This window comes from Xanthomonas axonopodis, from assembly GCF_001304695.1.
Lineage (GTDB): Bacteria > Pseudomonadota > Gammaproteobacteria > Xanthomonadales > Xanthomonadaceae > Xanthomonas > Xanthomonas axonopodis.
Genome location: NZ_JFAQ01000155.1, coordinates 1 through 2,913, shown reverse-complemented (window position 1 = coordinate 2,913; position 2,913 = coordinate 1). Strand labels below are relative to the sequence as shown.

General features: G+C 57.5%; 2 protein-coding genes. Both read right to left on the bottom strand.

The window, feature by feature from the left end:
* Positions 1 to 630 precede the first annotated feature (630 nt).
* Positions 631 to 2,154: an FkbM family methyltransferase gene (locus XAXN_RS14570; RefSeq protein WP_054320080.1), complete on the bottom strand. Its 1,524-nt coding sequence runs from the start codon at positions 2,152 to 2,154 to the stop codon at positions 631 to 633.
* On the bottom strand, positions 2,151 to 2,852 hold the full coding sequence (locus XAXN_RS14565) for an LbetaH domain-containing protein (protein ID WP_241148190.1): 702 nt from the start codon (positions 2,850 to 2,852) through the stop codon (positions 2,151 to 2,153). Before XAXN_RS14565 ends, XAXN_RS14570 begins: the two co-directional genes overlap by 4 nt.
* Positions 2,853 to 2,913 lie beyond the last annotated feature (61 nt).

Genomic DNA, 2,913 nt, shown 5'->3' with positions numbered 1-2,913 from the left:
CAGGACGGGGGGACGTCGGCGCAACGCCGAGGAATATCACCCTTTTGGTTCCGTCCGAATATCCGGATGGCGCAGATGTATCCGCATAAACGGCAAGGCCTATGCGGATGAAGCGCCACTCAGACTACATGTGCGAATCACGAGGCCGTACTGGTTCGTGGCAGGGGAGACAATTTGCGTGACCACGTTGGCTGCAACGCCAACATTCGCAAATTGAGCTCCTACCGGAACGATCGTTGTCTTGCCCGAGATTTCCAGGGTGGTTGCCTCGCTTCAGAGTATTGATGAGATGCGTCGATGAAATGATATCGGTCGAAATCTAAGGGGGCGTTTCGATGCATGACGTGCATGCCGAGTCAAGACACTACTCACGCGAGGATGAGCTGGCAATTTTAATTTTCCGACGTGTCGCCGCCCGGCTCATGACGTTATCTGACTGGTCTTCATCATGCTTATGCAAGTCGATGTTTGCGTAGATAAGCCTGGCAGATTCCCGACAGCGTGCGCGGACCCTATCTTTTTCATGAACTCCGATATGTTCGTGGATTCGGGAAGGGACGAGTTCGAGGTGAAAATTTCGTGGGCGAAGTGATGGCTCTAGTTCTTTCCAAGTCGTGAATTTTCCTGGGCTTACTCCGCCCATGGCGGCGGCGCGGCACCGGCGACAGGCGATGCATACAAAACGAGGTCGTAGTAATGGCCGGGAGAGTGCTGGCGTAGACGGAAGTGATAGCCATCGACCAACTTGTCCAGTTGTTCCACGATATCCAGTAAATCCTGGGCATAGTGGTAGACACAAATCGCCATGCGGGGGCGCTGGGTACGGATGAGGTGAGATGCGCCTTCCAGTGCCCTGGCTTCAAATCCTTCGATGTCCAACTTCAAGAACGTCAGCTTTTCCAGTTCGTCGTCCAGGCGTGTGGTCGCCACGGAGATTCCGCCACCCGGCGATACATGGCTGGAAACGGTGCCGGTCTCCTCGAAGCGCAGCGTCGTGTGTTCGTTGGAGATGGCTTTTTTGATGGCCTTGAAATTATGCGGGTGAAGGGGAAAGGCGCTCGCAACGTCCTCCAATTTGTGAAAATTGATGCCATCGGGTTCGAAGGCGGTGATGCTTTCATAGCGATAGCGGGATGCTTCTAGGAACTTGCGGACGATAGGGCCCTGGAAGGCGCCGCCGTCGCAGAAATGTTCACGCTGGCCCAACTGGAATGTGCTGCTATCGGCGTATTCCGAAAAGTACTCGTTGATCGGCGTCGCCCAGCAGTCCAACAGAAGGCTGGAATCGTAGGTCAGGCGGAACAACAGGTTGCTGTAGAGCGTAAAAACGCTTAAATCGTCGTCCAGCCGATCCGCAAGACGCAGAAATTCGTCCAGGCGCAGAAGCGTCCGCTGACGGTAGACCTGGGCAGGCTCATATACGGCGGGTAGCCCGCAGTGCGCAACGGCCAGGCAGGCATCTACCCTTTCAATGCCTGCCTGCTCGCAGAGCTTGCGGGCCAAGCCCGATTCTCCGGGGCTGTAAGAAAAATCGATGGCCAATGCCTGCGAATGCTGGGCCGCCAGTTCGATGAACTGGCGCGAACTCCAACGCGGCACCCCATGAACGGTGTCGCTGTCGCCTGGCTGGTCATCAACGGCGGCAATGACATGGCTGGGGTCTTGGACGATCTGTGGGCCATAAATATTGCCAAGGCCCGAGCGCGGTTGAATCAGAAAAAGTGGGCGTTGCTCGAAACGTGGGATCGGTGCATCCACGGAAGGCGCAATGCTCAGTTGCTCAATGCCCGCGCTGGCGCAAAGGTCATTTGCAAACGCCCGTCCGCGTGGGCTGCAAGCGAAATCGATCACGATCGCATCGGCATACTGCCCCGCCTTGGCAAGAAACTCCTGACTGCTCCAGCGCGGCGCGCCGTGAATACGGTCCAGGTGGGTGCTTTGGTCATCAATTGCGGCAACAACATGGCGCAGGCCGGCAACAACCCTGGGACCATGCACCATGCCTGCATAGGACTCGGGGGCGACGAGGAATACAGGGCGGTTGGCAATCGCGGGTAGGCGCGCAATGACATTGTCGAGTGCAGGTCGCTCCTGCTCCGCAATACTTAGAATCCGCTGGCGAAGCTGCTCATTTCTTGAGGTCATAAACGTCATCTCTCGTAGGTATGAATGGGGCTGTCGTACCGGGCGTCGAAATAGGTCTTGGCAGGCACGTTCTCGCCGTAGACACGCGGCCAGCCAAGTTCACAGCTTCGTCCCACCTTGACGCCCCCGCTTACGATGGCGCCGGTCCGCAGGATGCTATTGCCGCCGATCTCGACGCCCGCGCCGATTTGCACACCATTTTCTATCCAGCATGAAGATTTGACGCGGCATGCCGGTCCGAGGTGCGCGCCGGCATGGATGACGGTGTTGTAGTCGATCTTGCATCCGTGCCCGACGACAGCATTGGCACCCACGAACACGTTGAGCTCGATGACCGTATCAGAGCCGATGGCTGCGCTGGCGTGGATGAAGGGCTCCAGCTTGAAGCCACGTTCCATCGCTGCCTGCATCAGCTCCATGCGCTTGAAGTTGCCAAAGCGTTCGTCGAAAGCCACAAACATGGCCCCGTCGGTCGGATTCAGTCCATCCAGCACGCCAAGATCGAATTCGTGTTCGGAGTCTTGGGGCACGTCGATCTTGATGACGTTCTCGTCCTGACGCGCCTGCTTCCAGGCTTGAAAGGCCAGGTCGAGGTAGTCGCTGCTGCCGATGATCCACCTAGGGCAACGCTGATCAAGCCCCGTTCCCGCGTTTCGCGGGAGGTTGGATGCACATAGACGATGGGGCGCGTAGATCGCTTTGCCCATTCAGGGCAATCCCGGTGATCGAGGCCTCTGTTGGGAGGCCTCTGTGCTTCATGTGGGCAAC

Bases quoted from the DNA above. Each gene is read 5' to 3' on its own strand.
- XAXN_RS14570 (WP_054320080.1), bottom strand. From the start codon at position 2,154: ATGACGTTTATGACCTCAAGAAATGAGCAGCTTCGCCAGCGGATTCTA.
- XAXN_RS14565 (WP_241148190.1), bottom strand. From the start codon at position 2,852: ATGGGCAAAGCGATCTACGCGCCCCATCGTCTATGTGCATCCAACCTC.